Annotated in this window: 13 protein-coding genes and 2 tRNA genes; 6 read left to right on the top strand and 9 right to left on the bottom strand. The window is 73.2% G+C overall.

All coding sequences use genetic code 11. From position 1 onward, the window contains the following. The first annotated feature begins 587 nt into the window (after nucleotides 1–587). Nucleotides 588–815: a hypothetical protein gene (locus ABZ793_RS29385; RefSeq protein WP_350708377.1), complete on the top strand. Its 228-nt coding sequence runs from the start codon at nucleotides 588–590 to the stop codon at nucleotides 813–815. Between the two features lie 4 nt (nucleotides 816–819). On the opposite strand, the gene ABZ793_RS29390 is transcribed toward ABZ793_RS29385, so the two are convergent. The 6 genes from ABZ793_RS29390 to ABZ793_RS29415 all read right to left on the bottom strand — a co-directional run bounded on the left by ABZ793_RS29390 (nucleotide 820) and on the right by ABZ793_RS29415 (nucleotide 6,311). Beyond that, entirely contained in the window at nucleotides 820–1,617 is a 798-nt protein-coding gene (locus ABZ793_RS29390; RefSeq protein WP_357462847.1) for a carbon-nitrogen hydrolase family protein, read from the bottom strand. 153 nt (nucleotides 1,618–1,770) lie between these two features. Continuing rightward, nucleotides 1,771–3,066 (bottom strand): ATP-dependent Clp protease ATP-binding subunit ClpX, encoded by a 1,296-nt coding sequence (gene clpX / locus ABZ793_RS29395; protein WP_350708380.1) that lies wholly within the window; start codon nucleotides 3,064–3,066, stop codon nucleotides 1,771–1,773. Nucleotides 3,067–3,271: 205 nt separating this feature from the next. Continuing rightward, nucleotides 3,272–3,934, bottom strand: coding sequence for an ATP-dependent Clp protease proteolytic subunit (locus ABZ793_RS29400; RefSeq protein WP_357462851.1), 663 nt, complete (start codon nucleotides 3,932–3,934; stop codon nucleotides 3,272–3,274). Between the two features lie 10 nt (nucleotides 3,935–3,944). Then, on the bottom strand, nucleotides 3,945–4,586 hold the full coding sequence (locus ABZ793_RS29405; RefSeq protein ID WP_350685012.1) for an ATP-dependent Clp protease proteolytic subunit: 642 nt from the start codon (nucleotides 4,584–4,586) through the stop codon (nucleotides 3,945–3,947). A 169-nt stretch (nucleotides 4,587–4,755) separates the two neighbouring features. Next, nucleotides 4,756–6,102, bottom strand: a complete 1,347-nt coding sequence (gene tig, locus ABZ793_RS29410; RefSeq protein WP_357462854.1) for a trigger factor — start codon at nucleotides 6,100–6,102, stop codon at nucleotides 4,756–4,758. A 135-nt stretch (nucleotides 6,103–6,237) separates the two neighbouring features. Next, nucleotides 6,238–6,311, bottom strand: a tRNA-Pro gene (locus tag ABZ793_RS29415). A gap of 202 nt (nucleotides 6,312–6,513) precedes the next feature. On the opposite strand from ABZ793_RS29415, the gene ABZ793_RS29420 reads away from it, so the two are divergent. The 5 genes from ABZ793_RS29420 (at nucleotide 6,514) to ABZ793_RS29440 (ending at nucleotide 13,288) form a co-directional block, all read left to right on the top strand. Continuing rightward, nucleotides 6,514–6,587 (top strand) — tRNA-Gly (locus ABZ793_RS29420). Between the two features lie 261 nt (nucleotides 6,588–6,848). Continuing rightward, complete coding sequence (locus ABZ793_RS29425) at nucleotides 6,849–7,142, top strand: AraC family transcriptional regulator (RefSeq protein WP_357462857.1); 294 nt, start codon at nucleotides 6,849–6,851, stop codon at nucleotides 7,140–7,142. A gap of 211 nt (nucleotides 7,143–7,353) precedes the next feature. Next, entirely contained in the window at nucleotides 7,354–10,554 is a 3,201-nt protein-coding gene (locus ABZ793_RS29430; protein WP_357462860.1) for an Hsp70 family protein, read from the top strand. Nucleotides 10,555–10,669: 115 nt separating this feature from the next. Next, complete coding sequence (locus tag ABZ793_RS29435) at nucleotides 10,670–11,896, top strand: S8 family peptidase (RefSeq protein WP_357462863.1); 1,227 nt, start codon at nucleotides 10,670–10,672, stop codon at nucleotides 11,894–11,896. A gap of 291 nt (nucleotides 11,897–12,187) precedes the next feature. Next, entirely contained in the window at nucleotides 12,188–13,288 is a 1,101-nt protein-coding gene (locus ABZ793_RS29440; protein ID WP_357462866.1) for an FAD-dependent oxidoreductase, read from the top strand. 24 nt (nucleotides 13,289–13,312) lie between these two features. On the opposite strand, the gene ABZ793_RS29445 is transcribed toward ABZ793_RS29440, so the two are convergent. Genes ABZ793_RS29445 through ABZ793_RS29455 form a run of 3 tightly spaced genes read right to left on the bottom strand, consistent with a single transcriptional unit; the run spans nucleotide 13,313 to nucleotide 16,089 of the window. Further along, the gene (locus ABZ793_RS29445; RefSeq protein WP_357462869.1) at nucleotides 13,313–14,485 is read right to left on the bottom strand and encodes an MFS transporter; all 1,173 of its coding nucleotides are present in this window, start codon (nucleotides 14,483–14,485) and stop codon (nucleotides 13,313–13,315) included. 12 nt (nucleotides 14,486–14,497) lie between these two features. Further along, complete coding sequence (locus ABZ793_RS29450; protein WP_357462872.1) at nucleotides 14,498–15,355, bottom strand: family 3 encapsulin nanocompartment shell protein; 858 nt, start codon at nucleotides 15,353–15,355, stop codon at nucleotides 14,498–14,500. Continuing rightward, nucleotides 15,352–16,089 carry a hypothetical protein gene (locus tag ABZ793_RS29455; protein WP_357462875.1) on the bottom strand — a complete coding sequence of 246 codons (738 nt, stop codon included), beginning with the start codon at nucleotides 16,087–16,089 and terminating at the stop codon, nucleotides 15,352–15,354. The genes ABZ793_RS29450 and ABZ793_RS29455 overlap by 4 nt, the downstream gene beginning before the upstream one ends. Between the last annotated feature and the right edge of the window lie 34 nt (nucleotides 16,090–16,123).

Genomic DNA, 16,123 nt, shown 5'->3' on the forward strand with positions numbered 1-16,123 from the left:
ACCAAACCAAAAGGCTCGGCCAGTCCGGGGTATAAATCAATTTGGCACTGGCTTATCAAGCACCCTGTTGAGTTCTCAAAGAACAACCACACACCATTCAGGCGTCCCACATCGTGGGAGCCCGCTTGGGGCAACTCCTCTACCCTACTCGGCTCACCTCGCGTTGTCAACCTCGTATTCGAGATGATCAACGTTCGGTGCTCCAGATCCACGATGACGCACGCCATATCATGGCGGTCGTTTCTGTCGTGGGAGCCGCAGACCGGCCGGTCGCCGCTCTGCGGCTATCCGCCCGGCTCCTGCCGGCTTCAGCACTCTACCCGGTCGGTCTCGCGATCGCAACCCCGTGTCGGAGTGTCTTCGCACCGCCCGTTCCTCAGTCTCGCTCGGCGTCTCCGCCACGAGCCTGGTGCCCGTTGTCAGCCGGTTTGCCCGGCCTCCCGCGTGCAGAGAGAAAGTTACGCGGACTGCCCCGGGAAGGCAAATCAGCGTCCGTCACTGCGCGGCTGTCGCCGGCGGAGGTGGTCCCGCATTCGTGATGGCGGCACAGGGTCCGCACGGGGCTCCGCCGTGCCAGAGTGTTCGTCATGGACGACCTCACCCGCCCCCGGCCGGCGGTGCTCGCCGAGGACGCGCTGCTCGGGCTGCTGCTGCCGTTCTGGCAGCTGGTCATCGGCGCCTTCGTGCTCTTCGTCCTCGTGGTGTCGGTGGCACGGCTGGCCCGACGGGGGCGGTCCCGGATGACGACGGCCCTCCTCGTCACGGCTGCGGCGATCGCCGGTTTCGCCGTGGTGGGCGTGCTGCTGCAGGGCTGAGGGCCTACAGGCGCCGATTCGCCAGGCTCGGCAACTCGGCACGGATGGTCCGCAGCCGGTCGAGATCGAGGTCGGCGACGGCGACACCCGGGCCGTCGGGCAACTGGGTGAGCACCGTGCCCCACGGGTCGACCACCATGCTGCGCCCGAAGCAGGTCCGGCCCGGGTCGTGGTCGCCGGTCTGCCCCGCCGCGGCGACGAAGCACTGGTTCTCGATCGCCCGCGCGCGCAGCAGCACCTCCCAGTGGTCCCGCCCGGTGTGCAGCATGAAAGCCGCCGGCACCACCAGCAACTGGGCGCCGCCGTCCGTGGCGAGCTGCCGGTACAGCTCCGGGAAGCGGAGGTCGTAGCAGATCGACAGTCCGACACGGAGCCCCTCGACCTCGACCACCACCGGCTGGTCGCCGGGGGCGACGGTGGCGGACTCCAGGTAGGAGACCCGGCCGGGGATCTCCACGTCGTACAAATGGATCTTGCGATAGGTGGCCGCGAGCGCTCCGGAGCGGTCGAGGACCAGGGTGGTGTTCCAGGTGCGGGCCGGGTCCGGCCCGCGCTCGTGGATCGACCCGGCGATCACCCAGATGCCCAGCCGGCGCGCGACGCCGGCGAAGAACTGCCCCACCTCGCCGTCCACCGGCTCCGGCTCGGGCAGGCCGGCGGCGGGGCCGAGGTAGTCGACGTACTCCGGCAGGAGGGCGACGTCCGCGCCGGCCGCGGCGGCGCGCTCCAGCAGGGCCTCGGCGGCCGCCAGGTTGGCCTCACGGTCGTCCCGGGCGTTGAGCTGGCAGACGGCGACGCGCATGGGGATCAGCGTACGACCGGACCGGGCCACGGCGCGACAGCGGCAACCGTCGAACACTCCGCCCCGGTCTCGCCTCACCGGCTGCCGACAATCACCGCCCCCTGGAAACGCCGACCGCGCCCGACCTCGACGGACGGGCGCGGTGGCGGTGGTTCAGGCCGACTTCTCCTCGCGGTCCCGCCGGGCGCGGCGGCCGGTGAACTCGCGGGGCACGATCGTCGGGTTCACGTTCTCCAGGACCACCTCGCGGGTGATCAGCACCCGCGCGGCGTCGGGGTTGCTCGGCACCTCGTACATCACGGAGAGCAGGACCTCTTCCATGATCGCGCGCAGGCCGCGGGCGCCGGTGCCGCGCAGCATCGCCTGGTCGGCGATCGCCTCCAGCGCCGGCTCCTCGAACTCCAGCTCGACGCCGTCGAGCTCGAAGAGGCGCTGGTACTGCCGGACGAGGGCGTTGCGCGGCTCGGTGAGGATGCGCACCAGCGCGGTGCGGTCCAGGCTGCGCACGTTGGTGATCACCGGGAGCCGGCCGATGAACTCGGGGATCAGCCCGAACTTCAGCATGTCCTCCGGCATGACCTGGCTGAAGATGTCGTCGGTCGACCGCTCGCTGACCGACCGGAGCCGGGCGCCGAAGCCCGTGCCGCCGTGGCCCGTGCGGGCCTCGATGATCTGGTCGAGCCCGGCGAAGGCGCCGCCGCAGATGAACAGCACGTTGGTGGTGTCGATCTGGATGAACTCCTGGTGCGGGTGCTTGCGCCCGCCCTGCGGCGGCACGTTGGCCACCGTGCCTTCCAGCATCTTGAGCAGCGCCTGCTGGACACCCTCGCCGGAGACGTCCCGCGTGATCGACGGATTCTCCGACTTGCGGGCGATCTTGTCGACCTCGTCGATGTAGATGATGCCGGTCTCGGCGCGCTTGATGTCGTAGTCCGCCGCCTGGATCAGCTTGAGGAGGATGTTCTCCACGTCCTCGCCCACGTAGCCGGCCTCGGTGAGCGCGGTGGCGTCGGCGATGGCGAACGGCACGTTCAGCATCCGCGCCAGCGTCTGCGCCAGGTGGGTCTTACCGCACCCCGTCGGGCCGAGCAGCAGGATGTTGGACTTGGCCAGCTCGACGGCGTCGCTGCCGGAACCCGGCGCGCCGGCCGCATCGGCCTGGATCCGCTTGTAGTGGTTGTAGACCGCGACGGCGAGCGCCTTCTTGGCCTGGTCCTGCCCGACCACGTAGTTGTCGAGGAACTGGCAGATCTCCATCGGCTTGGGAAGCTCTTCCCACTTCACCTCGCCGGACTCGGCCAACTCCTCCTCGATGATCTCGTTGCAGAGATCGATGCACTCGTCGCAGATGTAGACCCCTGGGCCCGCGATGAGCTTCTTGACCTGCTTCTGCGACTTGCCGCAGAAGGAGCATTTCAGTAGGTCGCCGCCGTCACCGATCCGTGCCACCTACGTTCTCCCTGCACTCATCGGCCGGAGACCCGGCCCTGACCTGCGGACGGTGCGCCGCCCGCCTCGTTCACCCAGCCGGAGGACCGGCGGAGCGGTACAGACCCGACGTTACCCGCTGGCGGAGTTTTCTCCGACCCCCAAAACGGGTGTGTCAGACGGTCGGCCGGGAGCGGACTCCCGGCCGACCTCGACGTGGAACTGCTCAGCTGGCGGCGTTGGCCGCCAGCAGGCCCTTCTTGCGGCTGGTGAGGATGGTGTCCACCAGCCCGTACTCCCGGGACTCCTCGGCCGTCATGATCTTGTCACGGTCGATGTCCTTGCGGACCTTCTCCATCGGCTGGTTGCAGTGCCGGGAGAGCATCTCCTCGAGCTGGGTCCGCATCCGCAGGATCTCCCGGGCCTGGATCTCGATGTCCGAGCCCTGCCCGTAGCCGCCCTCGGTGGCCGGCTGGTGGATGATGATCCGCGAGTTCGGCAGCGCCATGCGCTTGCCCGGGGTGCCGGCGGCCAGCAGCACGGCCGCGGCGCTCGCGGCCTGGCCGAGGCAGACCGTCTGGATGTCCGGCCGGACGTACTGCATGGTGTCGTAGATCGCCGTCATGGCGGTGAACGAACCACCCGGCGAGTTGATGTACATGATGATGTCGCGGTCCGGGTCGGTGCCCTCGAGCGTCAGCAGCTGCGCCATCACGTCGTTGGCCGACGCGTCGTCGACCTGGACGCCGAGGAAGATGATCCGGTCCTCGAAGAGCTTGTTGTACGGGTTCGACTCCTTCACCCCGTACGACGTGCGCTCGACGAACGACGGCAGGACGTAGCGGTTGTGCACGGCCGCGAACTGCGGCGGCAGGCTCAGGTCGGTCATCGTCAGCTCCTCAGCTCAGGGTCCCGGCGCCTTCCGGAACCTGCGTGGCTCCGGTGATCACCTTGTCGATGAAGCCGTAGTCCGTGGCCTCCTGGGCGGTGAACCAGCGGTCGCGGTCGGAATCCGCCTCGATCTGCGCCTGGCTCTGCCCGGTGTGGAAGGCGACCCGCTCCTGGAACATCCGCTTGGTGTAGAGCATCTGCTCCGCCTGGATGGCGATGTCCGACGCCGTGCCGCCCATGCCGCCGGACGGCTGGTGCATCATGATCCGCGCGTGCGGCAGGGCGTAACGCTTGCCCTTGGTGCCGGCGCAGAGCAGCAGCTGGCCCATCGAGGCCGCCATGCCCATCGCCACGGTCGACACGTCGTTGTCGATGAACTGCATGGTGTCGTAGATCGCCATGCCCGAGTAGACCGAGCCACCCGGCGAGTTGATCCAAAGGTTGATGTCGCGGTCCGGGTCCTCCGCGGCGAGCAGCAGGAGCTGCGCGCAGATGCGGTTGGCGACCTGGTCGGTCACCTCGCTGCCCAGGAAGATGATCCGCTCCTTGAGCAACCGGTTGTAGACCGAGTCATCGAGGTTGCCAATGTTGTCGCCACCGCGGGCCTCGATAGCCCGGAGCGGCATCGCTTGCATGTGCATGTCGGTCATGGCAGCCCTTCGCTCTCCGTACCGTCCTACCCGACACTAACCGCTCAGCCGGGTGGCAGAGTCCCGGTCCGGGCAGTGTTCGCTAACAGCGCAGCCCTCGAGACGTACCCCGGAAAAGGGATCGGGCCGCCGCCCACCGCAAGCGGCGGACGGCGGCCTCACCCGACGATCAGTGCTCGTGGTTGTGCTCGGCCTCGCTCTCGGCGCGGAGGGCGTCGAGCGTCACCTCGTTGCCGGCCGAGTCCTTGATCTTGATGCGCTCCATGACCGAGGCCAGGGCCTTGCCACGCCGCACGTCCCCGAAGACGGCGCCGGCCGCGCCGGAGCGGACCAGCTGGTCGTAGTACTGCTGCGGGGCCATCCCGGCGCGCTGGGCCCGGTGCACGATCTCGTGGCCGAACTCGTCGTCGCTGACCTGGACCTCCTCGGCGTCGGCGAGGGTGTCCAGCAGCAGCTGGATCTTGACGCCCTCGGTCGCCGCCTCGGTCAGCTCGGCGTCGATCTGCTCCTCGGTCTTCTCCTCGGCCGCCAGGTATTCCTCCAGGGAGGCCCCGATGCGCTCGAGCTGGTCGACCATCGCCTGCTTGCGGCTCTCGACCTCCTCGCGGACGACCCCCTCCGGCGCCGGCACCTCGGCGGCGGCGACGAGCTGCTCCAGGGCCTTGTCGCGGGCGGCGTAGATCTGCTCGACCCGCTTGCCCCGGGTGACCCGCTCGCGCACGTCCCCGCGCAGCTCCTCGATGCTGTCGAACTCGCTCGCCATCTGGGCGAACTCGTCGTTGAGCTCCGGCAGCTCCTTCTCCTTGACCGTGCGGACGGTCACCGCCACCTCGGCGTCACGGCCGGCGAAGTCGCCGCCGACGAGCTGGGTGGTGAAGGAGGTGCTCTCGCCGGCGGACAGGCCGACGACGGCCTCGTCCAGGCCCGGGAGGAGCTGCTTGCTGCCGACCTCGTGGGAGATGTTGCTCGCCTGGCCGCCCGGCACGTCCTCGCCGTCGACGGTCGCGTTCAGGTCGATCTGGACGTAGTCGCCCTCCTGGGCGGCCCGCTCGACGGTCTTCAGGGTGGCGAAGCGCTCGCGCAGGTTCTTCACCTGCTCGTCGATCTCGCTCTCGTCGATCTGCAGCTCGTCGACGGTCACCTCGATGGTGGCCGGGTCCGGCAGGGTGATCTCCGGGCGGACGTCGACCTCGGCGGTGAAGTTCAGCGAGTCACCGTCGTTGAACTCGGTGATTTCGACCTCGGGGCGGCCGAGCGTCTTCAGGTCGTGCTCGCGGACGGCGGCGAGGATGTTCTGCGGGATGGCCTCCTGGACCGCCTCGTTGAGGACGGTGCCCCGGCCGACCCGCTGGTCGATCACGGCCGCCGGAACCTTGCCCTTGCGGAAGCCGGGAACCTGGACCTGCTGCCCGATCTCCCGGTACGCCTTCTTGAGGCTCGGCTCGAGCTCGACGAACGGCACCTCGATGGCGAGCCGCACGCGCGTCGGGCTCAGAGTCTCGACGGTGCTCTTCACAGGCGTACTCCTTGACGGATCTCGGTTTTAGTCTGGGCGTGATAAGCCCATCGAGTGTAGGCGAGCCGGCCGGGCGCACCGGCAGCGGCCGGGACCGCGCGGAGGGCGACCCCGGCGACCGGCCGCGGACGACAGTCGGGGTGGCGGGATTTGAACCCACGGCCCCTCGCTCCCAAAGCGAGTGCGCTACCAAGCTGCGCCACACCCCGTGGCGACGAGCAGTCTATGCGGTCGCGGCCCGCGCGACGTGCCGGGGCGTCACCCAACGCGCCGAACGGGGACCAACCGGACACCAGGAGCGCCGGCCACCCCTGCACCGGACGACGGCACGCGCCGCGCCGGGATACGGCTGAGCGGACGGGGTGGACCATTGGGTACGCTGTCGGCGCGCCCCGCAGCGTCGGGGCGTACGCGGGCGTAGCTCAATGGCAGAGCTTCAGTCTTCCAAACTGACGGTGCGGGTTCGATTCCCGTCGCCCGCTCCACACCCTCCGGCCCAGGTCAGAGGCAATCTGCCCCGATTCTGGGCCGGTCGACTACCCCTGATTTGATCTTGCGGGCCATCCGCGGGCCACTACTCGCCGAGCAGGATCCGCCTCGACCTTGATTGCGCCGCCACTGCTTACGCTCAGGTCACAACGGTGACGGGTCGCCCCTCAGGCGGCTGTACAGGTAACCGTTGCACCACCGGCCGTCCCTCCCCCCAGCAGCCCCTGCACCTGCCCGCTCCCCACGACCCCCGGTTGGTGGCGCTGTGCGCGGCCCTCCACGCGGATCCGGCCGACAACCGCACCCTCGCCGCATTCGGCAAGCAGGTCGGTGCGAGCGATCGCACCCTGTCCCGGCTCTTCACCGCCGACCTCGGCATGAGCTTCCCGCAGTGGCGTACGCAACTGCGCCTGCACCACGCCCTGCTCCTGCTGGCCGACGACATGCCGGTGACCACGGTGGCGCACCGGTGCGGGTGGTCGTCGGCCAGCGCGTTCATCGACGCGTTCCGCCGCACCTTCGGGCACACCCCGGGGGCGCACCGGGGGTGAGCCGGGCAGTCAGCTCGGACCGACCATCGGGGTGTGACCAGGCGCGCCCCGGCTGCCGGCGCCAGGTTCGGCAACTCCTCGCCGGCCGGGCCGCACTCGGCACGCGCCTCGGTCCGCTCCGCCAGGGGCCTCGGGGCGAGATCGGCGCCGGTGCGGCTGCTGCGTACCATGCGGGGCCGGGCATCCCCTCGTCCCGCGGAGGTATCGGCAGATGGCAGGCCAGCACGAGGGGTACGCCCTCGGCGTCGACCTCGGCACGTCGCACACCGTCGCCGTGCTGCGCCGGCCGGACGGGCACACCCGCCCGCTGCTGGTGGACGGCCAGCCGATCATCCCCTCCGGCGTGTACGCGGACGCGGACGGGCTGCTGCACGCCGGCCGGGACGCCCAGCGGCTGGCCCGCACCGATCCGGGCCGGTACGAGCCCAACCCGAAGCGGCGCATCGACGAGCCGGCGGTGTCGCTGGGCGACCGCCGGTATCCGCCGGCCGAACTGCTGGCCGCGACGCTGCACGCGGTGGCCCGGGCGGCCGTCGAGGCGGTCGGCTTCCTGCCCCCGGCGGTGCTCACCTGCCCGGCGACCTGGGACGCGGCCCGGCGGCAGGTGCTCGCCGACGCCCTGGCCGTGGCCGGGTGGCCGTCCGCGGCCGAGCACACCCTCTCCGGCCCCACCCCACCGGGCACCCGGGTGCTACGGGAGCCGGTCGCCGCCGCCCGCTACTACACCCAGGTGCTGCGCCGGCCGGTGCCGGTCGGCGGGGCGATCGCCGTGTTCGACTTCGGCGCCGGCACCCTGGACGTCGCCGTGCTCCGCAACGAGGGCGCCGACCCGTGGGGCGACTCGGGGTTCAGCGTGGTCGCCGCGGGCGGCGCCGACGACCTCGGCGGCCTCGACGTCGACGCGGCCCTGCTGGGCCGGCTCGGCGAGCTGGTCGCGGGCGACCATCCGGCGAAGTGGCAGCGGCTGGTCCACCCGCAGTCGGCGACGCAGCGGCGGGAGCAGCACGAACTCTGGGAGAACGCCCGGGGCGCGAAGGAGATGCTGTCCCGCGCGACGGCCGCGCCGGTGGCCGTGCCGGGGGTGGAGGCGGTCGTCACCCTCACCCGCGCCGACCTGGAGCGGGTGGCCGCGCCGCTGCTGGGCCGGGCGGTGGCGGTGACCCGGGAGGTGATCGGCGCGGCCGGCCTCGACCCGCAGCAGCTCGCCGGCCTGTTCCTGGTCGGCGGCGCCACCCGGATGCCGATGGTGGCCCGGCTCCTGCACGCCGAGCTGGGCATCGCCCCGACCGTGCTGGAGCAGCCGGAGCTGCCGGTCGCCGAGGGGGCGCTCACCGACCTGCCCCTGCCCCGACGCCCCCGCGGTGCCGCCGCCTTCGCCGCGCCCGCGCAGGCCGGATCCGCCGCGCCGCCGCAGCCAGGACCAGCGCCGGCGCAGCAGCCAGGACCGGTCGCGCCGACGCCGGCCGGGCCGACCGCACCGCCGCAGGACGCAGCCGCCGCGCCGGCGTCGGCCGGGCCCACGGGACCGACGCATGCCGGGTCCGGCGTACCGGCGCAGCAGGCCGCCGTCCCGGCGCTGCCCCAGCCCGCCGGGCCCGTGGGTCCCACGCCGACCGTTGTCGCCGGGCCGGAAGGCGTCACGCCGGCTCTCCCCGCCGGACTGGCGCCCACCCTGGTCGCGGGTGCGTCGACCACGCCGACCGTGTCCGCCGCACCGGCCCCGACCACGCCGTACGGACCGCCGGGCGCCGCCCCGCCCGGGAGCCCGGTGCCGGGCGCGCCGCCGGCCGCCGCACCCGCCGGTCACGGCCAGCACGGCGGCCACGACGCACACGGCCAGCACGGCGGTCATGGCGGTCACGGTCAGCACGGCGGTCATGGCGGTCAGCCGTTGGGCGTGCCCGGGCCACCTCAGGCGGGCGGATGGGCGCCCGGCGTACCCCCGGCGAGCCCGTCCGCCGGGTCGGGCGCGTCGCCGGCGGCGTGGCCGGGCGTACCCGTCTCCGGCACGCCGGTGTCGCCGCCGCCCGGCGCCGGCCCGACCGCGCCCGCGTTCCCCCGCCGCCGAGCGCTGTGGATCACGGTCGGGGCCGTCGTCGCCCTCGCCGGCGTGGTGACCGCGGCGGTGCTCTACCTGGCCCGGGACCACTACCCCGCCCTGGAGTTCCGGTCCCCCGTCGAGAGGGTGGCGCGGGTGGCCGCCGGGGCCGAGCGGCCGTCGGCGATGTTCACCGCGGTGCTCGGCGACCGGGCGTATCTCGCGTACCCCCTCGACGACGGGCGGCTGGAGGTGGTGGCGGTCGACGCCGACACCGGCGGAGAGAAGTGGCGAAAGCCGACCGAGGCGTCCGCCGAGCAGTGGGAGCGGATCGTCGCGCTGCCCGGCGCGGTGGTGGCCTTCGCCGACGCGATCGGCGACGACACCCCCCGGGACCTGGTGCTGCTCGACGGCACCTCCGGCGACCAGCGGTGGAGCCGGCCGATCCTGGGCGACGACGAGGTCTTCTTCGGCGAGGGCGTCGCGGTGCTGGTCGACCGGACCGGTAAGCAGCTGGTCGGGCTGCGCCTGAGCGACGGCGGGGAGACGTGGGTGCAACCCAGCCCGCAGGACGAGTACGGCGGTGCCCGCACCAGCGTCCACCCGGTCACCACGGACAAGGCGCTGGGCGGCCCGGCCTTCGTCGACGGCTCGCCGCGCGACCCCTGGCGCGGCGAGGTCCGCCGGCTCGTGCAGGTGGGCGCGGACCGTTCCGTCCGGGTGGTCGACATGGGCAGCGGCCGCATCGTCCACAGCCGCGCCAACGTGGCCGACCAGGACGACCTGGTGGTGGCGCACGAGGGCCGCCTCTACGTCGCCCGCGACGAGGCCGGCTACCAGTTGCTCGCGTACGACCTGACGACCGGCGCCCAGCCGAAGGTGCTGCACACCGCCCCGGACGAGGGCAAGCGGCCGGAGGCGCTGGTGCCCTGCGGCGAGCACCGGGCCTGCCTGCTGGAGACCACGGGCGGTGAGGACGAGAGCACCGAGGTGGTGGCGGCGACCGAGGAGAAGGTGGCCCACTGGCCGGCGCCGGAGGCGACCCGGCTGGTGCCGCTCGGCGAGCATCTGCTGGTCCGGCGGACCTCCTCGGAGTCGGTCAGCACCCTGTTCGACCCGGACGGTCGCGCGGTGCTGCGGGACCGGCCGGGGGTGGCGGTCCGGCTCGACGCGGGCAACCTGCTGGTCTTCGCCGACCCGCCGAGCTCCGTCGAGGACGACCGCAGCGTCGCCGGGGTGGCGGCCGGCTCGGGCGAGGTGACCGAGATGGGCCAGTTGAAGGACGTACGCAGCGAGACGTGCTCGTGGAACACCAGCGTGATCGTCTGCGGCGCCAAGGAGGACTTCGTGATCTACCGGTTCGCCGACCGTTAGCCGAATCCCGACAATCATTCAGATCGATCTATATAACCGATAGCCTCCTCTCAACGGCCAGGCCGCCCCGCGTCCGGCCACGAGCCGGCGCGGGGCCGACAGGAGGAGGACCGGCATGACACTTCCCCGTACCCGGCGGTGGCGGGCCCGCTCGGTGGGCGTACTCGCCCTCGCCGCCGCGCTCGTCGCCACCGTGGGCACCCCCGCCACCGCGGCCTCCGGCGGCGAGATCCGGCACGCCGACGACGCGAACGCCGTGACCGACGGCTACGTCGTGGTGCTCCGGGACGACAGCGTCGGCCGGCACGGCGGCGACCGGCAGGTTGCGGTCAGGAACGTCGCGGACCGGCTGGCCGACCGCTACGGCGCCGCCCTCGGCCACGTCTACGGCCACGCGCTCACCGGCTTCGAGGCGCGTCTGCCGGAGCGCGCGGCCCGTCGGCTCGCCGCCGACCCGGCCGTGGCGTACGTGGAGCGGGACCGGGTGGTCACCCTCGTCGGGCCGGGCGTCCAGCTCGACCCGCCGTCCTGGGGCCTGGACCGGATCGACCAGCGCAGCCTCCCGCTCGACGGCCGGTACGCCTACCCGAACACCGCGCACAACGTGCACGCGTACGTCATCGACACGGGCCTGCGGCGCACCCACACCGACTTCGGCGGGCGGGCCGGCGTGGGGGTGGACCTCGTCGACGGCGGTCCGGCGGACGACTGCAACGGCCACGGCACGCACCTGGCCGGCACCGTGGGCGGCACGCGGCACGGGGTGGCGAAGGAGATCCAGCTGCGCCCGGTGCGGGTGCTGAACTGCGCCGGCAGCGGCACCTTCTCCCAGGTCATCGCCGGGGTGGACTGGGTCACCGCGAACGCGGTCCGGCCGGCGGTGGCGCTGCTGGCGCTCGGCGGCGGGGCCAGTACGGCCCTCGACTCGGCCGTGAACCGGTCGATCTCGTCCGGCGTCACCTACGTCGTCACGGCCGGCAGCTCGAACGCCAACGCCTGCAACTACTCTCCCGCCCGGGTGCCGGCGGCGCTCACCGTGGCCGGCACCACCATCACCGACGGCCGGATGCCGAGCGGCAACTACGGCAGTTGCCTCGACCTGTACGCCCCCGGCGCCAACATCACCTCCACCTGGCACAGCACCGACACGGCGGTGGCCACCCTCAGCGGCGGGTCGATGGCCGCCGCACACGTCGCCGGGTGCGCCGCGCTCGCCCTCTCGGCCAATCCCACCTGGACTCCCGCCCAGGTGGCGGCCTACCTGACCGGCAGGGCGACCACCGGGGTCGTCAGCGGCGTGGTCGCCGGCACGCCGAACCGCCTGCTCTACTGCGGCGCCTGACCCGGGAAAGACGAGGCCACCGGCACCGGCGCCGGGCGGGCGCCGGGCATCCCGGCGCCCGCCCGCGCGGCCCGCCGATCCGGCGGGCCCGCGCGGGCGGATCGTCCGCCCCGAACGGTCGACACAGGCGGTCGGGCCGGGGTCGATGCGGTGCCGGCACGAGGACGTCGCACCTCCGGCATGGCGGCGGGCCGTCCGCCGGGCACCGGGTACGCCTCGCCGGCGGCGCGGCGACGGCCACGCAATATCGATGCTTGTCGCTGGAGGCGTCTGCGACTACCGTCGATTCCAGTGACGATCGACTATGTGGTCATCGGCGCGGGCATCGCGGGCGCCAGCGCCGGACACCACCTCGCCGCGTACGGCAGCGTGCTGCTGGCCGAGATGGAACACGTCCCCGGCCAGCACTCCACCGGCCGCTCGGCGGCCCTGTTCTCCGAGTACTACGGCGGGCCGGTGGTGCGCGGGCTGACCCGGGCCAGCCGAGGCTTCCTCACCGCCCCGCCGCCGGGGTTCGCCGACCATCCGCTGCTCACCCCGCGCGGCGTGCTCAGCCTCTGCCCGCCGGGCGCCGAGGACGAGTTCGACGCGGCGCTGCGCGACGGGGCCGACGTGGACCCGCCGGCCCGCGAGATCGACCCGGCCGAGGTGACCGCGTACTGCCCGGTGGTGCGGCCGGGGTGGTGCCGGCGGGCGATGGTGAAGCCGGCCGCCCGGGACCTCGACGTCGCCGCGCTGCACCAGGGATACCTGCGGGGCATCCGCGCGGCCGGCGGCCGGGTGGTGTGCGGCGCCCGGGTCCGCCGGCTGCGGCGGGCGGACGGGGCGTGGCGGGTCACCACCGACGCCGGCGAGTTCACCGCGCGGGTCGTCGTCAACGCGGCGGGCGCCTGGGCCGACGAGGTCGCCGCGGCGGCCGGCGTACGACCGGTGGGGCTGACCCCGCTGCGACGTACCGCCTTCCTCGTGGACGCGCCGGCCGGCGTCCCGGCGACGGACTGGCCGATGGTCAACGACGTGACCGGCACCTTCTACTTCAAGCCGGAGTCGGGGCGCCTGCTCGTCTCCCCGTCCGACGCCACCCCGGTGACGCCTGGGGACGCCCGCCCCGACGACCTCGACGTGGCGATCGGCGCCGAGCGGGTGCAGGAGGCCACCACGCTGAGCTTCCGCCGGGTCCACCGGGCCTGGGCCGGTCTGCGGACCGCCGCCCCGGACGACGTGCCGGTGATCGGCCCGGCACCCGAGGCGCCGGACTTCCTCTGGCTGGCGGGGCTGAGCGGCTACGGCGTCCAGACGGCGCCCGCGGCGGGCGCACTGCTCGCCGCGCTGGCGGCCGGCGCCCCACCACCCGTCGACCCGGCCCCGCTCTCACCCGCCCGCTTCCCCTGACCCCGAGGGCCCGGGGTGGGTGGGTCAGTGGGGGCGTTGGCCCACCAGCGAGCGACGGGGCAGCATCGTCCACGCCGAGATGCCCGCCGACACCAGTGCCGCCAGCAGCATCACCTGGAAGACCGCCGGATAGCCGGCCGCGCTGGCGACCAGGCCGGCCAGCGGCGCCCCGGCCACCAGGCCCAGGTCCCAGAACGACGTGAACGCGCCGAGCGCCGCCCCCTGGTGCGCCGGGTCGGTCCGGTTGATCACGAGCAGGGCCAGCGCCGGGAAGAGCAGCGAGAGCCCGGCGCCGATCACCAGCCCACCGACGACCGCGACCACGAGATTCGGCGCAACCGCGACCAGGAGCAGCCCCACCGCCTCCACCAGCGCCGACGCGACCGCCACCCGGCCGGCGCCGAGCCGGTCGGGCAGCCCGCCCACGAACAGCCGGACCCCGACATAGGTGAAGCCGAACGCGTTGAACGCGGCGATCCCGTTCTCGATGCCCCGGTCGGCCAGGTGCAGGGCGACGAACGCGGCCAGTGCGGCGTACCCGAACCCGGCCAGGGAGAGCGCGACGCCCGGGGCGACCGCGCTGCGCGGCAGGATGCCGGCCGGGCCCTTCGGTTCCGGCTGCCGCGGCCGGGGGCGGACGGCCACGAGCGCGGCCCCGGCCAGCGCCGCCAGGATCGCGAACAGCCACACGGCGGGATAGCCGCCCGAGGTGCGCAGCAGCACCGCGCCGAGCAGCGCGCCGAGCGTGATGCCCAGCCACATGTGGATGCCGTACAGGCCGACGACGCGGCCCCGCCGCTCGGCCGGCGCGAGCGCCACCAGCCAGGCGGCGCCGGCAGTGTAGACGGCCGCCTCCCCCACGCCGTGCAGGACCCGGACGCCGACCAGCACGCCGACGTTGCCGGCCACCAGGTAGGCCGCGGCGGCGGCCGCGCACACGGCCGCCCCGGCCAGCATCACCGTCCGGTACCCGTGCCGGTCGCCGAGCCGGCCGGCGATGGGCCGGGCGATCACGGCGGAGACCGCGATCGCGGCGATCACCACGCCCACCTCGACCCGGTTGCCGTCGAGTTCGTCGAGGACGTAGAAGGGCAGCACGGCCAGCGACGCGCCGACGCCGAGCAGGCAGAGAAAGATGGCGCCGAACAGCGGCACGATGGGCCGGTAGAACGCAAGTTTCCCGCCGGTCGTGGTCATGCGGTGACGCTCCTAGGCCGGTACGACGTGGAAGAAGTGGGTCGGCAGGTGCACGGCCAGGCCCTCGTGGATCTCGGCGCAGACGGCCGGGCCGTCGGTGGCGAAGGTGCCCGGCGGCGGGGTCGCCACGCGGATCGCGGAGCGCCCGGCGTCGAGCAGGCGCGCCGCCATCGCGAAGTCGCCCACCACCGCCTCGCCCGGCGCCACCATCCGGGTACGGCTGATCAGGACGCCGTTGCGGTGCAGGTCCGCCAGCAGCGCGTCGCGCCCGAGCAGGTGGGTGTAGTAGTCCCTCGGGTTGACGATCATCGCGTGCGGGGTGGCGCCGGTCTGCTCGATCTCGTCGCAGGCGGCGAGCAGGCCCGTCAGCCAGTCGTGCCGGTACGGCAGCCGCCCGATCTCGGGATGCCGCAGCAGGCCGTGCTCGCCGATGGTCAGCGCCTGGTTCTCCGCCGTGGCGAGGCGGACCAGCAGCCGGTAGTCGACGAAGACGGCCAGCCCCTCCGGGTCGTCGGCGAGTTCCTCGGGGATGCGTACCCAGGCGCGGATCGGGTGCACGGCGGCCTCGGCGGCGCCGAACCGGAAGGCCGCCTCGCGGCGCAGGCCGGACTCGTGCACCGCGGCGGCCTCCCCGACGTCGGGCCGGCCCTCGCACCAGAACCGCACCGGGTCCATCCCCACCGACCGCTTGCGGAACAGGTTGCGGACGGTCACCCGGGGGCGTTCCTTGGTCGGCTGGAAGGCGTCCGTGATGGTGTAGTCGAAACGCACCTCGGCACCAACCGGATCGGCGGCGTACGCGCGGGCGAACACCTCGCCGGGCGACAGGGTCGACGACGCGGTCACGGGCGGCGCGGCGGTGGTGGTCATGAATCCTCCCCGATGGCGATGGCGTGCCGGATCAGCCGCTGGTAGAAGGGCTGGTGGTGGTCGTGGTACGAGCGCAGGGTGTCGTCGTTGTCGACGGTCACCGCGAAGGACTTGGCGACCGGCGAGAAGCCGGAGGTGCGCTCGACGTCGAGGTGCCACTTGCGGGTGCGCCGCCACTCGGCGCGCTCCCCCGGCGCCCAGTTCAGCGCCTCCGGCCGGAACGGCAGCCCCACGGCGGCGCACCAGGCCGCCACCGTGTCCGCGGGCCGGCGCAGCAGGTCCTCGGCCCGGATCACCACCGGCGGCCGGCGCGCGGTCCGGCGGACCAGGTCGAACAGCTCCCACTGGTGCTCGAAGCCGATCTCCGGGCAGGTCACCGTCGGCTTGATGGCGTAGTGCGAGCTGATCGTGCGGGCCGGTTCCCGGACGATGAAGGTGTGCGTGACGTCGGCGATCGCCTCGGGATCGTCGAACAGGTGCCGGTACCGGTACTCGAGGGTGTCCTTGACGAAGACCGTCCGGTCCCGGCCCAGCCCGGTCAGGTGCGCGACGACGTCGGCCGGGTCGGTCACGGTGACGGTGCCACCGTCGGCGGTGGGCAGGTCGACGTGCCCCTCGTCGACGAGGGTGACCAGCGGCTCGTGCACGACCGTCACGTCGCCGCGGGCGATCATCATGCGCAGGAACGCGGTGGAGAGCGCCCGCGGATGCGCCCACATGGCGATCACCGGCATGCCGGCCCCCCGTACCGCGTGGCCCGCCGGACCG

Origin of the sequence: Micromonospora sp. NPDC047465 (assembly GCF_040643125.1) — a bacterium.
Lineage (GTDB): Bacteria > Actinomycetota > Actinomycetes > Mycobacteriales > Micromonosporaceae > Micromonospora.